The organism is Chitinolyticbacter albus (genome assembly GCF_024437655.1).
GTDB classification, from domain to species: Bacteria; Pseudomonadota; Gammaproteobacteria; order Burkholderiales; family Chitinibacteraceae; genus Chitinolyticbacter; species Chitinolyticbacter albus.
This window is the reverse complement of the sequence record NZ_JANBVF010000071.1, coordinates 1-1,499: the sequence shown is the minus strand read 5'-3', so window position 1 is coordinate 1,499 and position 1,499 is coordinate 1. Positions and strand designations below refer to the sequence as shown.

Below are 1,499 nucleotides of genomic sequence, written 5' to 3'. Positions count from 1 at the left end.
CCCACCTCCAGCAGCACCGCCTCCGGCTCCGCCGCCAGCAGCCGCTCGGCGCCGGCGCTGAAGCGCACCGCCTGCCGCAGCTGCTGCGCCCAGTAGTCGGGTGAGGCGGTCTGGCTGGGTTCGATCCAGTCGCCGGTCAGGTTGGAGAGGTAGGGAATCCGGGCCACCGCACGCGGGGTGGCGGCGACCCGCTCGCGGAACGCGGCCAGGATCGGTTCCATCATCGCCGAGTGGAAGGCATGCGAGGTCTTGAGTCGGCGTCCTTCGATGCCGCGCACTTCCAGCCGGGTCACCAGCTGATCCAGCGCAGCATGCGGGCCGGACACCACCGACAGCTGCGGGGCGTTCTGCGCGGCCAGCGTCAGGCCGTCGACCAGCTCCCCGGCCAGCTCGGCCTCGGACAGCGGTACGGCCAGCATGCCGCCCGGTGCGCATTGCTGCATCAGCCGGCCGCGTTCCACCACCAGGGCCAGCGCGTCTTCCGGCCGCAGCACGCCAGCCACGGCGGCGGCGACGTATTCGCCAACGCTGTGGCCGATCATCGCGGCGGGCACGATGCCCCAGTGCTGCAACAGCTGGGCCAGCGCGTACTCGATCACGAACAGTGCCGGTTGCGTCAGCCAGGTCTGCTGCAGCCGTTCCTGGGCTGCGGCTTCTTCGCCCGCGGCCGGGAACAGGCTATGGCGCAGGTCTTCACCCAGTGCCCCGACGATGCCGCTGCACAGCCGGTCGACCTGGTCGCGGAACACCGGCTCTTCCTGGTACAGCCCTTGCGCCATGCCGGCGTACTGGGCGCCCTGACCCGGGAACAGGAACACCACCGGTCGCGGATTGGCGCCGGCTTCGCCCTGGAACAGCAAGTCGCTGTCGCCGTCGCGCAGCGCCTGGCCGGCCGCATCCCGGTCGTCGCTCACCAGCACGCTGCGCCGGGAGAACGCGCGACGTCCCAATGCCAGGGTGTAGGCCGCATCGGCCAGCACCGTATCGCGATCCTCCTGCAGCGCCTGGCCCAGTTGCTGCCGGGCCTGGATCAGCGCGGTCTCGTCCCGGGCAGACACCGGCAACACCTGCCAGCTGCGCGAGGGGCCGCTTGCCGCCTGGGCCGGTGCTTCTTCCAGCACCACGTGGGCATTGGTGCCGCCGATGCCCAGCGCGCTGACCCCGGCGCGGCGCGGATGTGCGCCGCGCGGCCACGGCTGGAGCGTGGTGTTGACGTAGAACGGGCTGCTGGCGAAATCGATCTTCGGGTTGGGGGTGCGGTAATGCAGGCTGGGCAGCAGCTGACCGTGCTTGAGCGACAGCACGGTCTTGATCAGCCCGGCCACGCCGGCGGCGGCGTTGAGGTGGCCCATATTGCTCTTGAGCGAGCCCAGTGCGCAGCCTTGTGCCTGCGGCTGGCCGGTGGCGGCGAAGGCCTGGGTCAGTGCCGATACTTCGATCGGGTCACCCAGCTCCGTCCCGGTGCCGTGCGCTTCCACATACCCTATCGTCTCGCTGCC

At 70.7% G+C, this 1,499-nt stretch carries 1 protein-coding gene; it reads right to left on the bottom strand.

The genetic code is table 11. From position 1 onward, the window contains the following. Positions 1 to 1,499: acyltransferase domain-containing protein (locus NLI84_RS18815; protein ID WP_255992364.1), on the bottom strand; the 1,499-nt coding region annotated here is incomplete at both ends.